This is a genomic window from Neorhizobium sp. USDA 3394, from assembly GCF_056280385.1.
Window position 1 is genome coordinate 277,513 of sequence record NZ_JBWCDU010000002.1, and the last position, 20,104, is coordinate 297,616.

The 20,104-nt window shown below is 61.7% G+C and carries 17 protein-coding genes; 6 read left to right on the forward strand and 11 right to left on the reverse strand.

Annotated features, from left to right (window positions below; all coding sequences use genetic code 11):
• The first annotated feature begins 28 nt into the window (after positions 1-28).
• The 3 genes from ACZ9EJ_RS22825 to ACZ9EJ_RS22835 are packed head-to-tail and all read left to right on the forward strand — an operon-like array spanning position 29 to position 2,674.
• Positions 29-859, forward strand: coding sequence for an NAD-dependent epimerase/dehydratase family protein (locus tag ACZ9EJ_RS22825; protein ID WP_046640592.1), 831 nt, complete (start codon positions 29-31; stop codon positions 857-859).
• Positions 856-1,737: an SMP-30/gluconolactonase/LRE family protein gene (locus tag ACZ9EJ_RS22830; protein WP_046640593.1), complete on the forward strand. Its 882-nt coding sequence runs from the start codon at positions 856-858 to the stop codon at positions 1,735-1,737. The genes ACZ9EJ_RS22825 and ACZ9EJ_RS22830 overlap by 4 nt, the downstream gene beginning before the upstream one ends.
• 10 nt (positions 1,738-1,747) lie before the next feature.
• Entirely contained in the window at positions 1,748-2,674 is a 927-nt protein-coding gene (locus ACZ9EJ_RS22835) for a dihydrodipicolinate synthase family protein (RefSeq protein ID WP_046640594.1), read from the forward strand.
• A 23-nt stretch (positions 2,675-2,697) separates the two neighbouring features.
• Here the strand turns inward: ACZ9EJ_RS22835 and ACZ9EJ_RS22840 are convergent, their stop codons facing one another.
• From ACZ9EJ_RS22840 to ACZ9EJ_RS22885, 10 genes are all read right to left on the reverse strand, one after another.
• Positions 2,698-3,984 (reverse strand): GGDEF domain-containing protein, encoded by a 1,287-nt coding sequence (locus ACZ9EJ_RS22840; protein ID WP_046640595.1) that lies wholly within the window; start codon positions 3,982-3,984, stop codon positions 2,698-2,700.
• Between the two features lie 90 nt (positions 3,985-4,074).
• On the reverse strand, positions 4,075-6,582 hold the full coding sequence (locus tag ACZ9EJ_RS22845; protein ID WP_476099891.1) for a PAS-domain containing protein: 2,508 nt from the start codon (positions 6,580-6,582) through the stop codon (positions 4,075-4,077).
• A 109-nt stretch (positions 6,583-6,691) separates the two neighbouring features.
• Positions 6,692-7,564, reverse strand: coding sequence for an N-formylglutamate amidohydrolase (locus tag ACZ9EJ_RS22850; RefSeq protein WP_052764601.1), 873 nt, complete (start codon positions 7,562-7,564; stop codon positions 6,692-6,694).
• Positions 7,565-7,575: 11 nt separating this feature from the next.
• Positions 7,576-9,126, reverse strand: coding sequence for a gamma-glutamyltransferase (locus ACZ9EJ_RS22855; protein ID WP_476099893.1), 1,551 nt, complete (start codon positions 9,124-9,126; stop codon positions 7,576-7,578).
• Positions 9,123-9,800, reverse strand: a complete 678-nt coding sequence (locus ACZ9EJ_RS22860) for an RraA family protein (protein ID WP_046633232.1) — start codon at positions 9,798-9,800, stop codon at positions 9,123-9,125. Before ACZ9EJ_RS22860 ends, ACZ9EJ_RS22855 begins: the two co-directional genes overlap by 4 nt.
• On the reverse strand, positions 9,797-11,449 hold the full coding sequence (locus ACZ9EJ_RS22865) for an ABC transporter ATP-binding protein (RefSeq protein ID WP_046633234.1): 1,653 nt from the start codon (positions 11,447-11,449) through the stop codon (positions 9,797-9,799). The genes ACZ9EJ_RS22860 and ACZ9EJ_RS22865 overlap by 4 nt, the downstream gene beginning before the upstream one ends.
• Positions 11,446-12,285 (reverse strand): creatininase family protein, encoded by an 840-nt coding sequence (locus tag ACZ9EJ_RS22870; RefSeq protein WP_052754158.1) that lies wholly within the window; start codon positions 12,283-12,285, stop codon positions 11,446-11,448. Before ACZ9EJ_RS22870 ends, ACZ9EJ_RS22865 begins: the two co-directional genes overlap by 4 nt.
• The gene (locus ACZ9EJ_RS22875) at positions 12,282-13,859 is read right to left on the reverse strand and encodes an ABC transporter substrate-binding protein (protein ID WP_046640597.1); all 1,578 of its coding nucleotides are present in this window, start codon (positions 13,857-13,859) and stop codon (positions 12,282-12,284) included. Before ACZ9EJ_RS22875 ends, ACZ9EJ_RS22870 begins: the two co-directional genes overlap by 4 nt.
• A 41-nt stretch (positions 13,860-13,900) precedes the next feature.
• The gene (locus tag ACZ9EJ_RS22880; RefSeq protein ID WP_046633239.1) at positions 13,901-14,740 is read right to left on the reverse strand and encodes an ABC transporter permease; all 840 of its coding nucleotides are present in this window, start codon (positions 14,738-14,740) and stop codon (positions 13,901-13,903) included.
• A 10-nt stretch (positions 14,741-14,750) separates the two neighbouring features.
• Positions 14,751-15,671, reverse strand: coding sequence for an ABC transporter permease (locus tag ACZ9EJ_RS22885; protein WP_046633241.1), 921 nt, complete (start codon positions 15,669-15,671; stop codon positions 14,751-14,753).
• Between the two features lie 124 nt (positions 15,672-15,795).
• Here ACZ9EJ_RS22885 and ACZ9EJ_RS22890 point away from each other — a divergent pair, with 124 nt between their 5' ends.
• The 3 genes from ACZ9EJ_RS22890 (at position 15,796) to ACZ9EJ_RS22900 (ending at position 19,005) form a co-directional block, all read left to right on the forward strand.
• Positions 15,796-16,773 carry a LysR family transcriptional regulator gene (locus ACZ9EJ_RS22890; protein ID WP_255736353.1) on the forward strand — a complete coding sequence of 326 codons (978 nt, stop codon included), beginning with the start codon at positions 15,796-15,798 and terminating at the stop codon, positions 16,771-16,773.
• A gap of 109 nt (positions 16,774-16,882) precedes the next feature.
• Positions 16,883-18,421, forward strand: coding sequence for a tannase/feruloyl esterase family alpha/beta hydrolase (locus tag ACZ9EJ_RS22895; protein ID WP_052764602.1), 1,539 nt, complete (start codon positions 16,883-16,885; stop codon positions 18,419-18,421).
• Positions 18,422-18,753: 332 nt separating this feature from the next.
• Positions 18,754-19,005: a hypothetical protein gene (locus tag ACZ9EJ_RS22900; RefSeq protein WP_476099897.1), complete on the forward strand. Its 252-nt coding sequence runs from the start codon at positions 18,754-18,756 to the stop codon at positions 19,003-19,005.
• A 64-nt stretch (positions 19,006-19,069) separates the two neighbouring features.
• Here the strand turns inward: ACZ9EJ_RS22900 and ACZ9EJ_RS22905 are convergent, their stop codons facing one another.
• Positions 19,070-20,038, reverse strand: coding sequence for a Bug family tripartite tricarboxylate transporter substrate binding protein (locus ACZ9EJ_RS22905; RefSeq protein ID WP_046633245.1), 969 nt, complete (start codon positions 20,036-20,038; stop codon positions 19,070-19,072).
• Positions 20,039-20,104: the final 66 nt, after the last annotated feature.

Sequence of the window (20,104 nt, forward strand, 5' to 3'; positions counted from 1 at the left end):
GCGATGCCAGCCATCGCGAGGAGGGGTTTTGAGACGGATTGCGATAACAGGTGGTGCGGGCAATATCGCCACGCAGCTCAGGGGATTTCTGCGCCCCGAGGTCGATCACATCAGGCTGATCGACATCAGTCCTGCAAAGGAACTCGCGTCGAACGAGAGCTTCTTCGAGGGTAATCTGGCGGATGCAGGCGCTATGCGTGCCGCACTCGAAGGCATGGATGGCGTCATTCACCTCGGCGGGCTTCCCCGCGAGGCCGATATCGGCGACATGCTGCAGAGCAATATTCTGGGCACGTATAATCTCTACGATGCCGCCCGCGCCAACGGCACGAAACGCGTCGTCTTCGCGTCCAGCAATCACGCGACCGGCTTCTATCCCCGTTCCCAGACGATCACGCCCCGCGACGTGCCGCGTCCCGACACGCGCTACGGCCTGTCGAAATGCTGGGGCGAGATGGTCGCCGGATTTTATTACGACAAGGCGGGGATCCACACGCTGTCGATCCGCATCGGCAATGCCGGTCCCTATCCGAACAGCGAACGGGCGGCGGCGATCTGGATCAGCCCGCGCGACCTGTTCCAGCTTGTGAAGATCGGCCTCACCCATCCCGACATCGCTGCCGCAGTCGTCTATGGCATGTCGCGCAACGACGCCGGCTGGTGGAAAGATGACCTTGCCGAGCGGCTCGGTTACTGCCCGCAGGATTTTTCGCGCGATCATCTACGCCTTGAGCCGGTGGATGAAAGCCCGGTCGCCGCATTCTTCCAGGGCGGAGGTTTCTGCGATTCGCAACACGATGGGACAATCCGGCTCCGGGACGAAAACGGATTGATCGTATTCACGGAGGCTGCACGATGAGCGAAACAAAGATCATCACACCGAAGGTTCGCCGCGTCATCGACTTTCCCCTTAAGGTCGGAGAATCTCCCACTTGGGACGAGCGCACCGGCGATCTCTGGTTCGTCGACATCCTCGCGCCCGCGGCAATCTGCCTGCGGGCCGGCGGCGCCGTCGATCGGTTCGAGATGCCGGCGAAGATCGGCTGTCTGGCCCTGTGTGAACACGGCGACGTCGCGGTGGCGCTGGAAAGCGGCGTATATCTGCTGAACCCCGAAACCGGTTCGATGAAACTGCTCTGCGATCCGGACGGCGGCCGGGCGGACAGTCGGCTAAACGACGGCAAGGCCGGGCCGGATGGCTGCTTCTGGGTCGGCACCCGCGACGAGGCGATACCGCAGACGGGCAATGGCCGCCTTTACCGGGTGAAGCCGGACGGGTCGTTCGACACAATCATCGATGGCGACCTGATGACCTCCAACGGTATCGCCTGGAGCCCGGGTGGGCGGACCATGTACCATTCCGACAGCAGTGGGCTCTACGCCCAGATCTTCGATTTCGATCCGGCGCACGGCGTCAAAGGTCCGCCTCGCCGCCTGCACAACTTCACACCGGAGGAAGGGCGGCCGGACGGCGCCGCCATGGATGCCGACGGATTCTATTGGATCGCCGGCCAGCAGGGGGGACGGCTTAACCGCATCTCGCCGGATGGAACGGTTGTCGAGGCCTATCTGATGCCCGCCAAGGGGCCGAGCATGCCCTGCTTCGGCGGACCCGATCTCGCTACTCTCTACGTGACCACGCTCTCTACCGACAACAACGGCACTTTCGAAGACGGCACGATCTACGCCTTCGAGCCGGGGGTCCGCGGCACGCCTGTTCATCGCTTCGCAATTTGAGGAAAAGCTCATGGATATCCAGACATTCCGCGAAATCCTGACCGGCATTTCCGGTGTACCGATCACGGCCTACGGAGCGGATGGCGAGGTCGACATCGGGATCACCCGTGCGATCTACGCGCGGGTGGCGAAAGCCGGCATCCACAATATCGTCGCGGCCGGCAATACCGGTGAGTTTTATGCGCTCACCCCGGCGGAAATCACGGTCGTCACCGAAGCGGCAGTGGCGGGCGTCGATGGCAAGGCGCCGGTGACGGCGGCCGTCGGCCGCTCGTTGCGAGAGGCGATTGGCATGGCCAGGACAGCGAAGGCGATCGGTGCGTCCGCCGTCATGTCGCATCAGCCGGTCGATCCTTTCGCCGCGCCCGCCGCCCAGATCGATTATTTCCGCAATCTCGCCGATGCCTCCCTGTTGCCGATGGTGGCTTACGTAAGGGCGGACGGTTTCAGCCTTGACGACATGCTGCGGCTCGCGGCTCATCCGAACATCGCCGGCATCAAGTTCGCGACGACTGACATCCTGCTTCTATCTCGGGCCGTCGCGGCCTCTGCCGAGGGCAACGCGCCGTTCGTTTGCGGCCTGGCGGAAAGCTGGGCGCCAGCCTTCACCGCTGCCGGCGCCCGGGGGTTCACGTCCGGCCTCGTCAATGTCGCGCCGCAAATCTCGCTGGCGATTCATGCAGCGCTTGAGTCCGGAGATTATCGGGAGGCCCGCCGGATGATCGAAATCATCGAACCGTTCGAGCGGATGCGGACGCAGTACCGCAACGGCGCAAACGTGACGGTCGTCAAGGAAGCCGTGGAGATAGAGTTTGGCATTTCCGTCGGCGACGTGAGAGTTCCCGGCCTGCCGCGGCTCGCTGCGGAAGATCGGATAAAATTGACCGAAACGCTTGGCAAATGGCCCTCCCTGATTGGCCGAGCATCCGGACATTGAAGTCGGATCGAGGCAGAGCAGGTCTAATCGGAGATGTGGCCGGGCTCCGGAGCATGGATCATCAGACAGTTCCGGCCGGCCTTCTTGGCAAGGTAGAGCGCGGCGTCCGCCTGGCGCTGAAGATGTTCCGCGGAAACGAATTCCCCGTCTTGCATCACCGCCGCTAATCCAATGCTGACAGTGACATAGGGAACGACGCGAGAGGCAGGGTTCGGAAGTGACGCAGCCTCTACGCGGCTGCGAACTCTTTCGGCGACAATTCTGGCCTCCTGTTCATCAGCACCCGGAAGGAAGACGAGAAACTCTTCGCCTCCGTAACGGGCGACCTGGTCCCGCTCGTCTCTCATACTGCTTTGAATGATGCCGGCTACCTTCACCAGGCAGCGGTCGCCTTCAGCATGCCCGAGACTGTCGTTGAGGCGCTTGAAGTCATCGACATCGCACATCAGCATCGCCGCGCCTCTGGTTCGTGTCAGGTCCTCGTTCCAGAACCGATAGAGCGTTTCCATCATCGAGCGCCGGTTGGCAACACCGGTCAGCGGATCGGTTTGTGCAAGCAGTTCCAGCTGGGAATTGGCATCAGCAAGCTCGGCAAGGCGACTTCGGTCCCGCAACTCGAGCAGGAAGCTCTTGTGAGCCAAGATCGTGGCGGTGCGCCGGGCAACGATGGTTGCTGCCACGCCGCTCGCAAAAAAGAGCGTGCCGGCTACGGCACTCCCCACCTCGATACCTGGATTGTGCAGTTGAAACACGAGGTAGATACCAAGGGCCGAAGCACCGATCGCCACGGCCCAGCCAAGCAGGATGGGAAAGATAATGATGGCAGTGACGGCCACAAAAAGCATGATGGTCAGATGGCGCTCATAAAACTCGCCACCGGCGCTGACGCCCACCAAGGCTACGGACAGGAGGATGAAAAAGACCGACGTCAGGAGCAAAACTCCCTGCAGCCACAAAGCGCGCGGCCGCAGAAAGGTAATCGCGGCGACGAGCGCTGCGGGGGGAAGGATGGATGCCGGCCAAAGCATCGACATCACGGTATGGGTGGGAAGCAGGATTGCGTAGAGGCCCAATGTCAGGACGTCGAGCACGATGACCCAGATCATCCACGCGCGGATGATCTTGGCAGTCTGCGGCCAGGAGCGTTCGCGAAAAAGCCGGGCCAGCTCTCCGTGAAGCCGGATATTGCGCGTGCGCCCACCCAGTAGACGCTCGACTTGTTCCACAATGGCCGGGCTCGGCCTTTGGAGAGGTTTCCGCGAAGACGCCCTTGCCGATTCGGTAGAACCTGTGATTCGCTCAGCGTCCATGAGCCGGATTTAGGGCCCGGATGACCGGGGACAAGACGGGTTATCGAACCGATCGGAGCCGGGTCCCAATCACCGCGAGCCTGCGCTTTGTTACTTTAAGGACTGGCCGTCGATCGGCGGCCCGGCCCGGTCGGTCAACGTCTGGGCCTCGTCCTCCACGATTTGCTCAGGCCTCGCGATCGGCAGCTTGATCGTAAACACAGTTCCTTCACCCTTGACGCTGTCAACGTGGATTTCCCCGTTATGGAGTTCAACCACCTGTTTCACCAGGTTGAGTCCGATGCCCGTACCCGCGATACCGGACGAACTTCTGGCCCGGAAATAGCGCCCGAACATCTTGGGCAAGTCGTCCGCATCGATGCCTATGCCCTCGTCTCGAACGGTGATCTGGGCACAGTCGTCTTGCTGCCACCCCGTCACATAGACGTCCGGAGAGTCCGGCGCGTATTTGACGGCATTCGAGAAGAGATTGGTGAACACCTGCTCCAGCGCGGCACCGTCGCCATAGATAGTCGAGGGGAGCCGCTCCAGATCAAGCAGGAACCGGTGTGATTTGCGTATGCTTTCCTGCCGCGCGCTGCAGGTGCTGATGATGTCGCCCAATGCACATGGCTTGCGGACGATATCGAGGTGCCCGTGATCCAGGCGTCCGACTGCGAGGATGCTTTCCATCAGCTCCAGCATTCGCGAAACGGCGCTGCGGATCTGCTCCGTCTTCTCGCCGATGAATTCCGATGTCACCGCGTTCTTGCGACGAACCAGACGTTGCGCCGCGCCGTCGATGATCGAAAGCGGCGTCCGGAATTCGTGAGACGCCATGGAGACGAATTGCCGCTGCAATTCGTTGACCTGCCGCTCTTGATCGAGCATCCGTTCCAGTTCCGCAGCCTGACGGGCAATTTCCGCAGTTCTGCTGCGCACTGTTTCCTCGAGATCGTCGCGATGCTGAAGCAGCGCCCTTTCCGCACGTTTTCGCTCGGTGACGTCGACTGCGGCAATCAGCGACGCCGGATGGGTGTCGAAGGCAAGTTGGCTCGAATAGATAAAGACCTCGATTTCGGCACCGCCAGCCGTCCGGTGCCGCTGGGAACGATTGGCGTCGCTCACCTGCTCCTCACCCGGCACCGCGGTTTTCATTCTTTCCCGATCCTCTGGTGAAAGGATGTCCAGAAGTGTCATGGAAAGAAAAAGGTCGCGATCATAACCGTAGTGATCGAGAGCGGCCTGGTTGACGTCGAGAAATTGAAGGCTCTTCCGGTCCTGAACCCACATCGGCAGCGGGTTTCCTTCGAATAACAGCCGAAAGGACGCCTCGCGCATCTTGAGATCCGTGATGTCGACGCGAATCCCGACGCTTCCGCCGCCCGAAACACGTCGTTCCTCGATCCGGACCCATCGGTTCCCCGGCAGGCGCTGCTCATGGGCACTCTTCGGCTCCGCGTGACGCGCCAATCGATCCGCCAGCCATTCCTCTTCACGGCCGATCGCGTCGGGATACTGGCCACGCTGCAGCCCGCTGCGAAGTCTCTCCTCGAAACCCATGCCCTTGGCGAGGGGAGCACCACTATCGGCGTAAAGCTGTTCGTAGCGGCGATTCCACATCACAAATCGATCGTCTTCATCGAACAGTGCCAGGCCTTCCGGGACGACTTCGAAGGCGGCCAGCAGGCGCGCATGGGCGGCTCTTGCTTCCTGCTCTGCGCGCTCGGCCTGCGCATGAGCTTGAGCAAGAGATCGTTCGGCCAATCGCGCCTCGGTAACGTCCTCATGCGTCGATACCCAGCCTCCGTCAGCCGTGCGCTGATGACAGCCTCGGATGACCTTGCCCGATCTCAGTTCCTTGATCCAGACTTGCGAGGAAGCGCCGGCGTTCGTGTCTTCAGCCCATGCGAGGTATTCCTCTCTGGACATCGTTGGAAAGGCTCCGACTTCGTCCCTCAACTTTATAATGTCTTCGAGCGACTGTCCGGGATGAATCAAGGCCGGATCGACGCCGTAAACCTCGGCATAGCGACTGTTGGACAAGGCCAATGTGCCGTCCGCATGGAAGAGACAGACACCCTGGCTCATGCTCGCAAGTGCAGTCCGAAGCTGTTCGTCCTGGTCAAGGATCTGCTTGCGACTGCGGCTTGACGCGAGGTGCGCGTTGACGCGCGCACCCAGTTCCCTGCTGTCGATCGTGCTTGAGACACAGTCAGCCGCACCGGCCTCAAAACCAGCGATCCTTCCATCGATATCGCCCTCGGGAGTGACCAGGATCACCGGTATTTCAGACGTCACCGAACTGCGTTTCAGCTGGCGGCAGATCTGCACGCCGCACAAGCCCGCGAATTGAATGTCGAGCAGGATAAGGTGGGGTTGTGACCCCTCCACGATCGTTTGCAGGTTCTCCAGGCGGTCACACGCTGGAACAACCGACAGCTCGATGTTTCCCACCGGAAGTCGATCGAGGTCCAGCTTGGCTGCATCGGTGCCCATGACCAGAACATCCGTCGGCAGATGAGCGATGTTTCGGGTGACCAGCATCGGAGCGGCCCGGCCGTCCGGGGCCGCGGGCAGCGACGATGAATGTAACTGAAGGGGAACCGCTGTCGTCAATGAAGATCGCCTACCATTCCGCGCTGGCCTGTTGCACCTCACAATACGTATTGAGCGTTAAGGAGAGCTTATGTGCCCTGTCGCGGGACCTGGTGGCGCCCGCTGCCTCTCAGCTTTCGTGGATGACATAGTCGCGCATGACCGTGCCGAGCTTGGCGAGATTGGCTTTCAATTCATCATAACCGGCGATTTTCTCTCGGGTATTCTCGTCCATGTAGAGTTTGCGGTTGAGTTCGATCTGGATGCTGTGGCGGTTTTTTCCAGGCGAGCTGTAGGCCGAAACCAGCTCGGCCCCCTTAAAGGGCACGTTGAGCGACACCGAATAACCGAACCCCTCCAGCGTCTCGACCACCAGTTTCACGAAATCCGGCTCGCTCGACACGCCCTCATAGTCACCGACCACGATGTCCTTGCGGACGGTGCCGGCCGGATCGGGCGAGAGCACATGGCCGATCGCCGGCATCGAGTGGCAGTTGACGTGATAGACCTTGCCGAAGGCGGCATGGGTTTCGTCGAGCAGCCGCACAATTTCGCGGTGGTAGGGCCGCCAATAGGTGTCGATACGGTCCTCCAGCTCCTTCACTGTCAACTTGCGACCATACATCGGTGTGTTGCCCCAGGCGTAACGCCAGGTGAGCCCCATGCCGCGGCGGGCCGAGGCGCTGTCGCGCGTCGGATGAGGCCATTCTCCATCGACCATTTCCAGATCGACGTCCTTCATCGACCGGTTGAGGTCGAGGAAACTGCGGGGAAAATGGGCGATCAGCAGCGGAGCCCCGATCGAGGGTGCGAAGCCGAAGAGGTCGTCCACATAGGTGTCGGAAGCGGCGCGTACCAGTTCGTCGGAAGCGGTGCGTTCGAAATCCGGCAAGGTCAAGCCGCTATGGGGCGAGTCGAACACCATGGGGATGGCTGGCGCAGTCGGCGGAATGATCTCGAGAACGCCGTCGATCTCGACGGGGGCGAAGGTCAGGTCGGTCATAGGAGTCTCGTTCAGGCCGTGGCGGCGTAGGCGGCGGGATAGGTGATGTCGGGCATGCCGATAAAGGCATTGCCGCGCCTGCCGACCATGCCGGGAGCGGCAAAGGGCCGGGGATAGACGACCGCCGCTGCGGGCTTCACCTTGGCGATCTTTTCAAGCGCTTCGATCTGCTCTGCCGGCATGTCGACATTGACGATGATGTCGCTATGCGGCCCGGTCGTCATGCGCGGCATGTTCATCGCTTCCTCGATGTCGATGCCCGCATGCAGGATCATGCCGGTGAGCTGGGCAAGCGACGGCACGATCTGGTTGCCGCCGGCGGCGCCATAGGCCGCGAACGCACCGCCCTCGTCGGTGATTGCCACCGGGCACATGTTGCTCGGCGCATAGGCATTCGGCGTCAGCGAGTTGGCGCGTCCAGGCGTCGGGTCGAACCAGGACATGCCGTTGTTCAAGAGAATGCCCGTCGAAGGAGACAGCGCGCGGGCGCCAAACCGGTTGAGCAGCGTGAAGGTGATCGCCACCATCCGGCCTTCGGAATCCACCGCATTGACCTGCGTCGTGCTGGTCTTGTTGGTCGTCTCGGCCGGGTTGAGGCGCTTGCGATGGGCGCCGAAGCTCTCCCAGAGGGCTTGCGCCATGGCGGTAAAGAAATCAGCGTCGACCGGGCCTTTGCCGCGCTTCCTGTCGAAGTGATCGAGCGCGTCGAAGAGCCGCTGGCCGGCGCTGGTTTCTCCGGCCACATGCACGGTCTTCCCCTGCAGCGACATGGTCCGGGACGGATAGAGGAGGGGGGCGTAATTGGCCAGGTCCTCCAGGGTGATGGAACTGCCGCCGGAGTTGAGGTCGGTCACCAGCTTCTCGCCGATCGCGCCGCCATAGAGCGAATCCGGGCCTTCGTTGGCCAGCTGCTCCAGTGTCTTCGCAAGCTGGTCGAGCGGCAGGGTGGCGCCGGGCTCCGGCGCATGGCCGTTCGGCAGGAAGATCGAACGGGCGCCGGGATCCAAACCGAGTTCCCCCTCGGCGATCGCGATGGCCAGCGTCGTGTGCCAGTCGACATACATGCCCTTGCGGGCACGGTCGATCGCGGGCTGAAGTGCCCGGTCGAAGCCGATCGTGCCGTAACGGTTCAGGGCTTCGGCAAAGCCGCGCACGCAGCCGGGCACCACGGCGGCGGTGAAGCCGCGGACGTTGCGGTTGTCGATCGAAGCGGGATGGCCGATAAAGGTCTTGATGGTCGGATCGGGCTTGTAGAATTCCTCGTCAAAATACGAAGGCACGCGGCCGGTGAATTCGATGACTTCGACCTTGCCGTCCGGTTGGGCGACCAGCATGTAGCCGCAGGCGGCAAGGCTGGTCATCCAGGGTTCGACGGTCTGCAGGGTAAAGGCGGCGGTCACCGCAGCGTCGACGGCATTGCCACCCGCCGACAGGACCGCGGCGCCTGCCTCGGCCGCCGCGTAGTGCTGGGAGGTGACGACGCCACGTTCGCTGACCCCTGCGATCTTGCGGTAGACGCCGCGCTCGACGCGCAGGTGATTGTATTGCGGATTTTCCATCATTTCGGCTCCAGCGCGGCGGCAACCAGGCGACTTGCGCCCGACAGAGCGCCGAGCTTTTCGCCGGCTGCGATCTTGTCCTTGTTGCGGCCCGCGCGTGCCTGTCGTGCAATCGCCTCCTCGACGACTTCCTCCGCCTCGTCGATCGGGATCACCACGATGCCGCTCGCATCGGCAACCACGACATCGCCCGGAAGCACCGGAACGTTGCCACACGAGATCGGCAGGTTAAGCGAGCCGCCGAGATCGTTGAGCCTGGTGGTGATGCCGGAGACGCCGCGTGACCAGAACGGCAAATCAAGTTCCAGGATTTCCTCGACATCGGTGCAGGGCCCGTCGAGCACAACGCCAATGGCCCCCGCCGTCTTGATCGCGAAGGCGACGCCGCCGCCGATGCAGGCGTGCCGGTCGTCGCCGAGCCGGTCGACCAACAGGAAATCGCCCGGGCGGATGAAGCCGATCGCGTGGTGGAGGAGGGTAGAGTCGGTCGCCGGGATCGCCACCGTCACCGCCGTGCCGACCAGTGTCCTGCCCGGCTCGACGACCGGCGCAATCGAATGGTGCACGAAGCCGCGATGGCGGAAATGTCCGATCGTCGCCACTTCGACGCTCTCGAACTTGGCGATGAGTTCCGGATCGAGCTGCTTCGGCACGTTGCCGATCTGATATTTCTTCATGGGGTTTCCTCCCGGGATCTTTCCGTCCCGGCCTCGTTTTTGGCGGCGTGGTGCTGCCAGCCCTTGCCGGGCACGGCGGCGAGCAGTTCCTTCGTGTAGGTTTCCTTCGGCGCACCGAACAGCGAGGCCGGATCGCCCCGTTCGACGATGCGGCCGTTGCGCATCACCGCGATATTGTCGCAGATCTGGCTCGCGACCCTGAGGTCGTGGGTGATGAACAGGATGCCGAAGCCGAGCCGCTCCTGCATGTCGGCGAGCAGTTTCAGCACTTGCGCCTGCACCGAGACGTCGAGGGCCGAAACGCTCTCGTCGGCGATCAGCAGCTCCGGTTCGACGGCAAGCGCCCGGGCGATGCAGATGCGCTGCCGCTGGCCGCCGGAGAACTCGTGCGGGAAACGGGTGGCCGAGGCACGGTCGAGGCCGCAGGCTTCGAGGAGGTCGAGCGCGCGGGCCATCGCCGCCTTACGGTCGAGGCCGTGAATGACCGGGCCTTCGGCGATGGAATCGCCGACCTTCTGGCGCGGGTCGAGCGCGGTGTACGGATCCTGGAAGACGATCTGCACCTTGCGGCGCGCCTCGCGCAACGCCTTGCCGTTGAGGCCGGCGAAATCGCCGCCGGAAATCAGGATGTCGCCGCTTTCCGGCTGCACGAGGCGGATGACGCATTGTGCCAGCGTCGACTTGCCGGAACCGGATTCGCCGACCAGGCCCAGCGTCTCGCCGCGGCGGATGGTGATATCGACATCGTCAACAGCCTTCACCGTGCGGCCACCGCCGAACAGGCCGGAGCGGGTGAAAGTCTTGACGATGTTCCTGGCGATCAGAACCGGACTGCCGAGGCCTTCGCGTTCCTTCCTCGGCGTCAGCGTCGGCACGGCGGCGAGCAGGCGGCGGGTATAATCTTGCTTGGGATGGTTGAGGATCTCGTCGCGGGTGCCGATCTCGATGAGCTTGCCCATCTGCATGACGGCGACGCGGTCGGCGATCTCGGCCACCACGCCGAAATCGTGGGTGATGAAGATGATGCCGGTCTCGTGCCGGGCGCGAAGCTCCAGCATCAGCTTTAGGATCTGCGCCTGGGTGGTGACGTCGAGTGCCGTGGTCGGTTCGTCGGCGATCAGCACGGACGGATCGAGCGCAAGGGCGGTCGCGATCATCACCCGCTGGCACTGGCCGCCGGACAGCTGGTGCGGATAGGAATGGAAGATCTGCTCCGGATTGGGAAGCTGCACTTCGCGGAAGAGGTCGATGACCTTCTTGCGGATCTCCGCCTGGCTCAGCGATGTGTGGATGCGGAATGTCTCGGATACCTGCTCGCCGACCCGGAAGATCGGGTTGAGCGCGGCGGTCGGCTCCTGGAAGATCATGGCGATGCGCCGGCCGGTAATGTCCCGGCGGGTCGCCTCGTCGAGGGTGAGCAGGTTCTTGCCCTCGAACATCACCTTGCCGGCGGGCTTGCCGAGGTTGCGGGGCAGGAGGCCCATGGTGGCGAGCGCGGTCAGCGATTTTCCGGAGCCGGATTCGCCGACGATGCAGAGGATTTCGCCCTTGCTGACCGACAGCGACAGATCTTCGACCGCATGCGCGCGATCGGCACCGCGGGGCAGCGGCACGCTCAGATGTTCGATAGTAAGCCGCTCGTTGCTCATGATGTCGCCTTTTCCTCTTGGCGTGAAAAGGCCGTGACCGAGCGCATGTCGCAGCAGCGCAGGTGCTCCACGAAACGGGCGCAGAAGCCGACCAGATGTTCGACCATCTTCTCGCCCTTTTCGGCGCTGGCCAGCAACGGGTCGCCGCCGAGCATGCCGTCGGCATTCACCTCATGGCAGTTGAGCGGTACATGCACCGGCATGCCCTCGAACTGGACATTGTTGACACCGCCGGTCGGCAGGCCGAAGGCCTTTTCACGCACCGAAGGGCGGGCGAGATCCATGCGCATCAGCTCTGGGAAGAGATGCAGGTAGATCGAGGTCAGCGGATCGCCGCCATGGCCGCGGGCTGCGGCGACTGAGGGACCGTGCAGTTCCTTCCAGAGCGCATCCGGGATCGCCTGCCAGAGATTGATGAAGGCGACGGAAACCCCGCGCTCGGCGCGGATGCGGCGAAGCGTCTGGTCGAAGAGAGGCGCGTTGCTGGTATGGCCGTTCAGGATCAGGATATGCTCGATGCCGTGATCGAGGAAAGCGGTGACGGTGTCCTCGACCACGGCCGAGAAGGTCGAGGCCCGGAACTGGATGCCGCCGGGAATGGTCTTGAAGAAATCGGCGTAGCCGAACGGGATGATCGGCGCGACGATCGCATCGGAGGCTTCCGCCACTTTTGCCGCCACCGCTTCGGTCAGCATGAAATCGCCCATCGGGGCATGGGGTCCCTGTTCCTCCTGGCTTCCGAAGGGCAGCAGGATGACGGGCTTTTCGGAAAGACGTTCGCGGAACTCCGCGAACGTCATGTCCTTCAGCGCATGCTTGCGTTTGATGCTCATCATACGAACTTGAAGTAATCGCCGTAGATGCGCATTTCGCCATTCGGCTTGAACTTGAACTCGATGCCGGCGCGGTGAGCGCAGTTGTAGACGCTCTTCCACATGTAGTAGCCGGGCGTGATGCGCTGCCATTCTTCCGAGAGCGCCAGATAGGCCTTCTTGCGTTCTTCGAAACCGGTCGCCTCATCGAACTTCTTGCCGAGTGCGAGAAATTCCGGAGACGGGTCCCAGGTCTTCCAAGTGGCGGTCGAACGCGATGCGGTCGGACCCCAATCGAGCCACAGCGGCTGGTAGGGATCGCCGGGGATGAAGTCCGAACTCATCGACATGTTCATCATGTGATAGGGGCGGCGATAGACGAGTTCGAAATTGTCGAGGACCTGGGCCTCGACATTGACGCCGATCTCGCGCCACTGCTCGACCATGATTTCGGCAGCCGCCTCGTAGTTCGGGTAAAACTGGCGAGTGATGTGCCAGAGGAGCTTCTCTCCCTTGTATTTGGTCTTGGCGACGAGCGCCTTGGCGGCGGCCACGTCATAAGGCAGTTTCACCGGCAGGTTCGGGTCGTAGAATTTGCCGTATTCCTTGAAATTGAAAGGAACAGCCGGATGCTCGGTCGTGCCGTTGAACAGCGCCTGGACGATCGCGTTCATGTCGATCGCCTGGACCATGGCGTAGCGCAGGTTCGGATCAACGAGCGGATTGTCAACCGGATCGGGACGCGTGTTGAAGGCGAAGGCCGGATAGTTGTCGGCCAGGACACGCTTCAGCGTCACGCCCTTGTATTTCTCAAGCGCCGCTTCCTGGTCGGTCGGAATGTTGACGATGAAGTCGAATTCCTTGGAGACGAGGCCGGCCATGCGGGCGGCGAATTCCGGAACGATCTTCCAGGAGATCTGCTTGACCGGCGGTGGGCCGTCCCAGTAGTCGTCGAAGGCTTCCAGAACCATGATTTCGCCGGAACGGAAGGTCGTCACCTTGTAGGGACCGGTGCCGATCGGCTTCTGGCCGAAGGCATCGACGCCGACTTCCATGTAATATTTTTTCGGCACGACGAAGCCGATATAACCGGTGAGCTTGCTCGGCATGTTCGGGTCCGGCCGCTCGGTCTCGATCTCGAACGTGTATTTGCCGGTCGCCTCGACGCGCTTGAAGCCGGCGGTAAACGTCTTGCCGCGCGGCTCGAAGGGCTTTGCGCCCCAGAGCCGTTCGGGCGACAGCGTGAAGACCGCGTCTTCCGCCGTCATCTCGGTGCCGTCATGGAACTTCACGCCCTCACGCAATGTAAAAGTCCAGATATTGCCCTTCTGCTCCCATTTGGTGGCAAGCTTCGGCGCAAAGATCAGGCCGTTCTCGTCCTTGATGTAGTCGCGGTCGACGAGGTTGTCGTAGAAATTCGGGAAGATACGGCGCGACGTCGTGGAGATGCCGTTGATCGTCGCCATATTGGCCCAGAGATTGTCGACCGCGATATTGAGCGACGGTCGCTCGGCGGCATTGGCCTTCGGGAGGCTGCCGACCATCGACAGCGCCCCCGCTCCGAGAATGAGATTTCCTACTTCACGTCTTGTAAACATCGTTCCACCTTCCCTTGTTCATTTATGTTCGAACGGCATTTTCAGGTTGTTCGGGCACGCAGCATCGGATCGAGGCGGTCACGCAGCCAGTCGCCGACGATGCTCATCGAAAGCGTGACGAGAAAGATGACCAGGCCGGGCCAGATCGAGATCCACCAGGCGGTCGAGAGATAGTCACGGCCGTCGCCGAGGATCTGGCCGAGGCTGGTCTGCGGCGCCTGGATGCCCAGCCCCAAGAAGCTGAGCGAGGTTTCCAGAAGGATGATCTGCGGGAATGTCAGCGTTACCTGGACGATCAGGGCACTCGCCACGTTCGGCAGCACATGCTTGAGGTAGAGCCGGCCGTTGCCGGCGCCGAGCGCGACGATGGCCTTGGCGTAAGGCTGGTTGATCGCCGACAGAACCACGCCGCGCGAAAGACGAGCGTATTTCTCCCATCCGAACAGGCCCATCAGGATGATGAACAGCGTCATGCTGTTGCCGAAGAAGGCGAGCAGCGTGAGCGTGATGAGGATGAATGGCAGCGACGCCTGGAAGTCGACCAGCATCATCAGCACTTCCTCGACCCAGCCGCGGAAATGCGCAGAGATGAAGCCGATCAGGGAGCCGAAGACGGCGCCGATGATCGTGCCGGCAATCGCCACCGAAAGCGACATCTGCAGCCCGGCGATCACCCTTGCCACCATGTCGCGACCGATGCGGTCGGTGCCGAGCGGGAAGTTTGGATTGCTGCCGCTCATGAAGGCCGGTGGTTTCAGGCGGGCAAGCAGGTTCTGCTGCGACATGCCGTGCGGCGTGAAGATATTGCCGACGATCGCGACGAACACGGCGATCACCAGGATGACAACGGCAAAAACGAGAATGGGAGAAATGCGCTTCATCGGCCGGCCCTCAATTCTGCACGCGGATGCGCGGATCGAGAAGGCCGTAGAGCAGGTCGACGACGAGGTTTGCGAGTACCATCGTCACCGCCATGATCAGCACCAACCCCTGCACGACCGCAAGGTCTCGCGAGGAGACCGCCGTTACCAGAAGGCGCCCGATGCCCGGCCAGGCGAAGACGGTTTCGACGACGATGGCGCCGCCGATCAGTTCGCCGAGATTGAGGCCGATAATCGTCACGAGCGGGATGCTGGCATTCGGCAGCGCGTGGAAGATGATGCGTTTCCAGTAACCGACGCCCTTGGCGGCGGCGGCGCGGATATAGAGCTTGTCCAGCACTTCCAGCATCGCCGAGCGGGTGAAGCGGGCGAGCGTGCCGGCCGTGAAGGTCGCAAGCGTGATGGCGGGCATGATCAGGTGCCAGACGGTCCCGGTGCCGGAACTCGGCAGCCATTGCAGGCTCAGCGAAAAGAGCAGGATCATCAGGATGCCGAGGAAGAAGTTCGGCAGTGCGAAACCGAAGACAGCGGTCGCCATGATCAGGTTGTCGAAGGTCGAGCCACGCTTGATGGCGGCGATGATACCGGCCGGAACGCCGATCAGGATGGCGCCGATATAGGAGAAGATACCGAGGATCAGCGTCCACGGAACCCGTTCGGCGATGATGTCGATGACCTCGCGGCCGTCGCGATAGGAAATGCCGAACTGGCCGGTCGCCATCTGCATGACGTAGCGCACATACTGGATCCAGAGCGGATCATCGAGACGCCAGAGCTGGCGGAACTGTTCGACTTCCTCAGGCGTGGCATCGGCGCCGACAAGCGCCACGACCGGATCCCCGGACGTTCTCAGGACCACGAATACGAAAGTCACCACGAACCAAAGCGTCAGCACGGTCCGCAAAATTTTTAACACCCAGAAACGCGTCATTACGCTCCGTTTCGGAAGCCGAAGCTCCAGCTGTTCCAATTTTATTGTCGTTTTTTTTAAAACTAATCACGGGAATAAATTATTATCTATTACAAAATCACGGGAGTATTGATATGTTTTGGATATGAAATACGGCATTGAATTTCGTCACCTCCACTACTTCGCCTGCGTCGCCGAAGAGCTGCATTTCAGCCGCGCCGCCGACAAGCTCGGCATGGCGCAGGCGCCGCTCAGCCAGCAGATCCGGCAGCTCGAAGATCGCCTCGGCACCAAGCTTTTCCGCCGCACCACCCGACGCGTGAAGCTGACGCCGGCCGGCGAAATCTTCCTGCGCCACGCCCAGGAAATACTAGGTGGCATCGACAGGGCGGTCACGCATACCCGTTCCATTTCCGGTGACGATAGCGGAACGATTTCCGTCAGCGGCGTGCATGTGGCGCTATCGCATGTCCTGCCGCCGGTAATTTCCGACTTTCGAAAACGCTATCCGGCGATGACCGTCGACGTGCAGGTGCTCGGTACGGCGCAGCAACTCGAACTGCTCCAGAGCAGCAAGGTTCAGGTGGCCTTCATCCGTCCGACCAACCCGGCAGGTTTCCTGAAGACCGAACATATCCTGCAGGAGGGTTTCGTGGCGGTACTGCCCAGGGAACATCGGCTGGCGCAGAAGGAAGACCTGACGGTCAAGGATTTCGCCGGCGAACCCCTCATCACCTATGCCCCGACTGTTGGGGCGAGTTATTACCATGCGATCATGGGCGCATTGCGCCGCGCCGGCGTCTATCCGGTCATCGTGCAGGAGGTCTCGCATACCCTGGCGATCGGCACGCTGGTGGCGGCCGGAGTGGGGATTGCGATCGCGCCGTCCTGGCTCGCCCACAATCCAAGCCCCTATCTCGTGTACAGGCGGCTTGACGACATTCCAGCAGAAGTCGAATTGCTCGTCGCCTGGCATGCGGAGGAAAAATCAAAGATCGTGCTCGATTTCGTCGAGACGACGCGTCGAATTGCAGCAATGAAGGACGTGAGGACCGCTATCACGTGGCCAGCCCGGTCCATCCCGCCGGCACAATTGGAAACGGTCGACGGACGGTTCGACTGACCGACTTTGACAGGCAAGCGGCGCAGCCGTTAATTGACAGGGAGCCTGAAATCTGGTGCGATTGCGGCGCGGCTTGAGGAGGCTGCGTCATGGAGGAGGACGATCGGATATGACCAGGCTGGTTGTTGCCACAGTTTTTGCGGCCCTGATGCCCGGCTTGACGCCGGCCGTCGCCGCGGGCTCTTTGCCCGAGGCCAGATGCTCGGCGGCGAAGACCCTTCATCTTGCCGGGTTCGACATGAAGGTCGCGAGCGCCGATCACATCAAGGACAAGGGGCCGGCGCATTGTCTCGTCAGCGGGTCGTTCGAACACCGCACCGGCGCGGACGGCAAGCCCTATGCCATCGGTTTTTCCATTGCCCTGCCGGACGAATGGACAGCAAGGTTTCTGGTCCAGGGTGGCGGGGGTCTGAATGGTGTGGTGCGGCCAGCCCTGGGAGACGTGGCCACCGGAACTCAGAACGGTCTTTCGCGTGGTTTCGCCGTCATTTCCCACGATAGCGGCCACAAGGGCGAAGCCTGGGACGCCTCCTTCAGGGCGGATCAGATCGCGACGCTGAATTTCGCCGGCTGGTCGGTCGAGAAGGTAACGGTGCTGGGCAAGGCATTGGTCGCGGCTTATTATGGCAAGGTCGCCGATCGCTCCTATTTCGCGGGATGCTCGACCGGCGGGCGCGAGGCCATGGCCTCTGCGCAACGGTTCCCTATGCTGTTCGACGGTATTATCGCCGGGGCTCCGGCCATGCGCACGAGCCGTTCGAACATGTCGCTTGCCGCCAAGAACGTTGCGATGAACAAGATATCTCCGGCCGGCGCCGACGGCGCGCCCGACCGAGCGAAAGCTTTTTCGGATGGCGATCGCGATCTGGTCCTCAAGGGGATATTGAAGTCCTGCGATGGTCTTGATGGCATCGAGGACGGGATGATCGCAGATACAGCCGCCTGCAAATTCGATCCGGCGAACCTCCTTTGCCTCGCCGGTAAAGCCGAGGGCTGCCTAACGAAGCAGCAGGTGGATGTGGTGACCGAGACGTTTTCGCCGACGCTCGATGCGTCAGGCCGCCCCGCCTATGTGGCGTTTCCCTACGATACCGGCGTCATGAGCACGGCAGATCCCATTCCAGGCCTCATGCGGTTCGATGACAAGCGCAACCGGCAGTTCAAGAACAACGCCACGAGCTTCGATGTGGACGATGCCGTTCAGAAGGCCGATATCGACGATCCGCAGCAGCGGTTGATCAACGCCGATCAATGGGCGGATCTCAGTTCCTTCGCCGCCCGGGGCAGCAAGATCATTTTCTTCCACGGGGTCAGCGATCCGTGGTTCTCTTCCAACGATACGGTCGATTTCTTCAACCGGATGAGCACTGCGACCAGGGCCGGCAAGCGGGTGGAGGACTGGGCCAGGCTCTATCTCGTTCCGGGCATGGCCCACTGCCGTGGCGGCCCCTCAGGTCTCGACCAGTTCGACATGTTGACCAGGCTGGTCGACTGGGTGGAAAAGGATGAGGCTCCGCGAAGTGTCGAAGCTTCGGGGAAGGCTTTTCCTGGTCGGACCCGTCCGTTATGCCCCTACCCGTCCTATGCGCAATACAAGGGCGAAGGAAATGTCGACAACGCGGCAAGTTTCGACTGCCGAAACCGCTGACATAGGCCCCCTGGCGTTGCGCTATTGAAAGCAAGCGACTGGATTCCGGACTCCAGTCGCGAGGCGGGACCATTGCTGATGGTGGGGGTCTTCCCGCATCGCCATCATTGTTGACTGTTCGTGATTCGCATATCCACCAGAAGAGCTATTTCCGCCTCTTGATGGGGGAGAAAGCCGGGCCTGGCGCGCAACAAGAGCTAGTTGTGAGCCTGCCCCACCCGGCACCTCCGAAAGGAGCAGCCGCGCCTACCTCGTTTTCTCGATTTGAAATGATGCATCCCGCTCGATCTTATGGGCTATCCGAAGATGGCGTGGAGTGGTGAATGTTTCTGGTGGCAGTCGAGGACAGTGACGATTTTTTTGCCGAAGGCATCAGGATTGAAAACGGAAGATTGTACACAACTGTGACGGACGGCGTCCGGTCGTTCAAGTTGTCAAGCGTGTTGGAAGTCGTTCCGGTCGAACCGGAGAGCCGCAGCCCCGTCGAACGGATCGAGGATGTGGTCGCCTCGATCAAAGATCTCTTTCGCATCGAGGTCGCAGATACGGGACCGGATCCCGGAAAAGCCTCCTTCGGACCTTGAGGCGACTTCCCCTCTGATGCCAGGAAGCCGCCCAAGGGCTTGAGGTTGCCCGTCGATCTCCAGATCACTCTGCGCTGATATTGCCCTTTTCGATGACGTCCTTCCAGCGCGCCATCTCCTTGTTGAGATAGGTGCCGAATTCCTCGTTGGAATTGGCGACGACGTCGAAGCCCAGCTTGTTGAACTTGGCAACGACCTCGGGGTCTTTGAGCGACGCCTGGATCGCCTGGTTGAGTTTTGCCTTGACGTCGGCCGGCAGACCCTTCGGGGCTGCAACGCCCTGCCAGGCGTTGACGACGATATTGCTGTATCCGAGTTCGGTGAGCGTCGGCACGTTCGGCAGCAGCGGATGGCGTTTCTCGCCCGTCTGTGCGAGCGCCTTCATCTGCCCTCCCTGCACGAAGTTGATGATGGCCCCGAGGTTCTGGAACGATACGTCCACGTGTCCGCCGACGAGGTCGGCCTGTGCCGCCGAGCCTCCCTTGTAGGGCACATGCACGCCCTTGGTCCCGGTCGCCTGCCAGAAGAGGGCAGCAGTCAGGTGATCGGAAGAGCCGGTGCCGGAATTTGCGAAGGTGACGCTTTCCGGCTTTTCCTTCATCGCAGCCACGAGTTCCTGCACGCTGGCCGGCTTGAATTTCGGCGTGGCGACCAGCACGTTGGGCGTGCTCACTGCGACCGTCAGAAGATCGAAGTCCTTTATCGGATCGTAGGAGAGCTTCTTTTGCAGATAGGGGTTGGTGGCGAAAGTGCCGAGCGAGGCGACCAACAGGGTCTGGCCGTTAGCCTCGGCATCGGCGACCAGGCCGGCGCCGATCGCGCCGGTGGCGCCCGGCTTGTTTTCAACGACGATGTTTGCTCCCAGCACCTTGGACATGTGCGGCTCCATGAACCGCGCAGTCGTATCGGTCGCGCCCCCTGGCGGGAAGGGGACGATAATGGTGATCGGGCCGTCCGGGAACGCCCTTGCGGCGCCTGCGGCAAGGGCGATGCCGAGGCTAAGCGAGATGGCGAGCAGTGTTCGTGCTTTCATGGTTCATCCTCCTCAATGATCCTTGACGCCGCTTCCTGGTGATGGCCGCCGCGGCGCATGGCGGCC